This window comes from Methylophaga sp. UBA4204 (genome assembly GCF_002379485.1).
In the GTDB taxonomy this organism is placed as follows: Bacteria; Pseudomonadota; Gammaproteobacteria; order Nitrosococcales; family Methylophagaceae; genus Methylophaga.
In genome coordinates, this window is sequence record NZ_DFTU01000041.1 from 10,113 (window position 1) to 13,955 (window position 3,843).

Sequence of the window (3,843 nt, forward strand, 5' to 3'; positions counted from 1 at the left end):
CGATGTAGCCATTATTGAAGATTTGATTCACTTTGATGATTGCTTCAGCGGCTTCAGCTATGAAGGCGTACCGGATACCCGTGTTATTGTTTTCCGGGGCTTTCCAGTCATGGCGATGATGCGCTTATCCACCGCAGATTCCAATGGTAAAGCCAATCTGCATCAAGGTGCGGTCGGTGTTGGACTGGATATAGGTGATGGTCATGCTCTGCGGGCCGTACAATTTGACAAGCCGATTCTATTACATCCGGATACCGGATTGAATATGATGACTTTGAAGGTCCCGCATTGGGAAGAAGTATTAACACTGGCAGTATCTTGCTATGAAATGTCAGGGCTGGGATACTTAGGCACAGATATTGTTTTGGATCGTTTTAAAGGGCCAATGCTACTTGAATTAAATGCCCGGCCTGGACTGACCATCCAGATTGCCAATGGCAAAGGCTTGCTGCCACGACTACGCCAGATAGAAAGTCTTAGTCATAAGAGAAGAATGAGTGTCGCTGACCGCGTCGCCTATGCAAGAGAACACTTTACCGATCATCGCTGATTCTATGGGAGTTCAGGATATGGCCAATCAAACCAAATCGACCGCATTGATTTTAGGTGGCGCATTATTTCTGGGCTTGACACTGCTGGGATTTCAACTTGGCAAGGCGTTGATCGATTTTAAACAGTTCGAACGCAGCGTCACGGTAAAAGGCTTATCTGAACGTGACTACCCTGCTGATGTGGTGATTTGGCCTATTCAGTTTATTGAAGCCAACAATGATTTGCCGGAGCTTTATCGGACTGTCGAAGATAACAGCAGTAAAGTTCGTGATTTTCTGCTCCAACGTGGCATTGATGAAGCTGAAATCACTTTTAACGCTCCTTCGATTACCGATAAATCAGCCCAGCAATACGGTGGTGGCCCAAGGGCAGAATTTCGTTACACCGCAAACCAGACAATAACCGTTTATTCAGAAAATATTGAAGCGGTTCGTATGGCAATGACAGATTTGGCCGATCTGGGCAAAAAAGGGCTGGTATTAGCGGGTAATAACTATATGGCACAGACCGAATATCTGTTTACACGACTGAACGAAGTCAAGCCGGAAATGATTGAAGAAGCTACCGAAAATGCCCGTGAAGTTGCCGAAAAATTTGCCGAGGATTCTGACAGCAATCTAGGCAAAATCCGCAAAGCCTCGCAAGGTCAATTCAGTATCAGCGCCCGCGATAATAATAATCCGCATATCAAAAAGGTTCGGGTGGTTTCTACAGTGGAATACTATCTGTCTGATTAACTTTGAGTCATAAAGATCCCATCAAAGGACGCGGTACATCTGCTCATATTGATGGACGTTATAACGCCCATCAGCGTGAAACGGTTGAAGATGGTTGGTTTCAGGAACCAGATAATCCACCCAAAACAACGGTGGAGATTGAACAACCCAAAACCATCATCACCCGTAATCAATCCCCGGATCTGCCTTTTAGCCAATCAATTAATCCCTACCGGGGCTGTGAACATGGCTGTATTTATTGTTATGCAAGGCCATCACATGCCTATTTAGGGTTATCGCCTGGCCTTGATTTCGAAACCAGACTTACGGCCAAACCCAATGCTGCCATTTTGCTCAAAAAAGAGTTAGCTGCAAAAAGCTACTCATGTTCGCCAATATCATTGGGAGCCAACACCGATCCCTATCAGCCCATTGAACGCGAATATCAAATCACCCGACAGATCCTGCAAGTGTTGAATGAAACCTGCCATCCCTGTCATATCGTCACCAAGTCATCTATGGTTGAACGGGATATCGATATTCTGCAGCAAATGGCCCGACAAAATCTGGTTCGGGTACATCTTTCAGTAACCACATTGGATCCAGCGCTATCGCGTGTATTGGAGCCCAGAGCCAGCGCGCCGAAACGACGACTACAAACCATTGAAACCTTACGTGCTGCAGGCATCGAGGTGACGGTATTGATTGCCCCGGTTATACCCGTATTAACCGATGCCGAACTGGAAAATATTGTGAAAGCTGTTACCGATGCAGGCGCATTGGATGTTAATTACATTCTGCTCAGATTACCCCTTGAGGTAAGCCCATTATTTGAAAACTGGCTGCAAACTCACCGACCAGATCAGGCCCAGCACATTCTGAACCGAATCCATGACTTACGTGGAGGTAAAAACAACGATCCGCGCTTTGGTCACCGCCTGCGCGGTGAAGGGATATTTGCTGATCTGTTAGCCCAACGCTTTCGAAATATCACTAAAAAACTTCAGATCGACTCTAAATTAGCGCCTTTAAGGCAGGATTTATTCCAGGCTCCCGGTCAACAGCTATCCCTTTTTTAATGCATCATTCTTTTCGGCAGTGTGCACCTGATTACGGCCAGCATGTTTTGCTGAGTAAAGAGCGGCATCAGCAGCAGCAATCAATATATGCTCGTCTTTCAACGGTTCTGGCCAAGTGGCTACACCAATTGATGCTGTCACCCCATCCAAAGCTTTACCCTGATGAAACAATACAAGCTCACTGATTTTTAGTCTTAATTGTTCTGCAACCTTGAAAGCCGCATTGCCATCACACTCAGGAAGAATGACCAAAAACTCTTCCCCACCTAAACGACATGGAAAATCAGTTTTACGGAAACTTTCTTTCAACAGGGAGCCCACGGCTCGAAGAACCACGTCACCAGCATCATGACCGAAACTGTCATTAAAACGTTTGAAATGATCAACATCGATCATCAGTACTGACAAAGATTTATCATTACGACGACAGCGCGCGACTTCATGCTCAAATATTTCTTCAACAAAACGACGATTATACAATCCGGTCAACACGTCTTTTATAGACAGGTTACGTAACGTCTGTCTTAGTTTGATATTGGATAAGGCAAGGGCCAATCGTGCAGCAGCCGATTGAGCAAGCTCAACAAAAACCTGCTTTCCGTCGTTATTGGGTAGTTGAAGATGTAATACTCCAAGTGTTTTGCCATCAGCCAGCATAGGAATGCAAATATAAGCACCTTGCTCTGTCTCAGCAATATGATTACAACGGGTATGAAGTCCTTCGGGTTCAAATTGCCAGCTACGGCCCAATCTTAAAGACCAGCAATCGTCAGGGGCAAAGCCATCATGTTTTTCGATCGCTTTTTTCCCCCAGCTGACACCATGCATTAAAGCATTACCGCTATCCCGATAGGTATAAATCGTCCCCTCTAAATCCTCAAACAATTGGGTAAGAGACCGCCCAATAATTGGCCAACTTTCATCCAATGTATGACAGGACTGCAGCATGTCAGTCAGCTCATTCATAACAGTAATTTCAAGTCGTTGTTTTTCCAGCAGCTTAGCTCTATCAATAGCTTCACGACTGGCCGACTCCAGTGCCAGAGTCCGTTCCTGCACTTTAAGTTCAAGACTTTCTTTGGCTTGTGTCAAAGCTTGCTGATTGGCAGCCTGTTTGTTTTCGTAACTTTCCAGATAACTAACCATTAAGTCAAAGTTGTGGGCTAGTGTTTTTAATTCACTGGCCCCGACCATTTGTCCAATACGAATACCACGCTGACCGCTTGACACTTGTTCAACCAGGCTTGCCAGCTTGCTCACCGGCCGACGCACTGCGAGCTCAGCGATAAACCATGCAGCGAGAATAACTAAAAGGCTAACCACCGCCAGTACACTTAATGTTCGCCAAAAAATAGCATCGACTTCCGCAAATAACTCCTCCGTTGGCAGACCTACGCTCAATAAAATATTGGATTCACCAAGACCAATTTGGTCAAATGCATACCAGCGCGGTGTATTATCCAGCCCGCGTACTTCCATTGTCTGTCGATTAGTCG

General features: G+C 45.6%; 4 protein-coding genes. 3 read left to right on the forward strand and 1 reads right to left on the reverse strand.

Annotated elements, in window-relative coordinates; all coding sequences use genetic code 11:
- From B3182_RS05765 to B3182_RS05775, 3 genes are all read left to right on the forward strand, one after another.
- A partial coding sequence (locus B3182_RS05765; protein ID WP_292751927.1) for a sugar-transfer associated ATP-grasp domain-containing protein occupies positions 1-550 on the forward strand: 550 nt, incomplete at its 5' end.
- Positions 519-1,289, forward strand: coding sequence for an SIMPL domain-containing protein (locus tag B3182_RS05770; RefSeq protein ID WP_292355794.1), 771 nt, complete (start codon positions 519-521; stop codon positions 1,287-1,289). The genes B3182_RS05765 and B3182_RS05770, both read left to right, overlap by 32 nt.
- Before the next feature lie 2 nt (positions 1,290-1,291).
- On the forward strand, positions 1,292-2,347 hold the full coding sequence (locus tag B3182_RS05775) for a PA0069 family radical SAM protein (protein WP_292355795.1): 1,056 nt from the start codon (positions 1,292-1,294) through the stop codon (positions 2,345-2,347).
- On the opposite strand, the gene B3182_RS05780 is transcribed toward B3182_RS05775, so the two are convergent.
- The coding region (locus tag B3182_RS05780) for a sensor domain-containing diguanylate cyclase (protein ID WP_292751930.1) at positions 2,333-3,843 on the reverse strand (1,511 nt) is incomplete at its 5' end. The genes B3182_RS05775 and B3182_RS05780 overlap by 15 nt on opposite strands.

What these genes read in the sequence shown, in the direction of transcription:
- B3182_RS05770 (WP_292355794.1), top strand. Translation starts at nt 519, where the DNA reads ATGCAAGAGAACACTTTACCGATCATCGCTGATTCTATGGGAGTTCAG.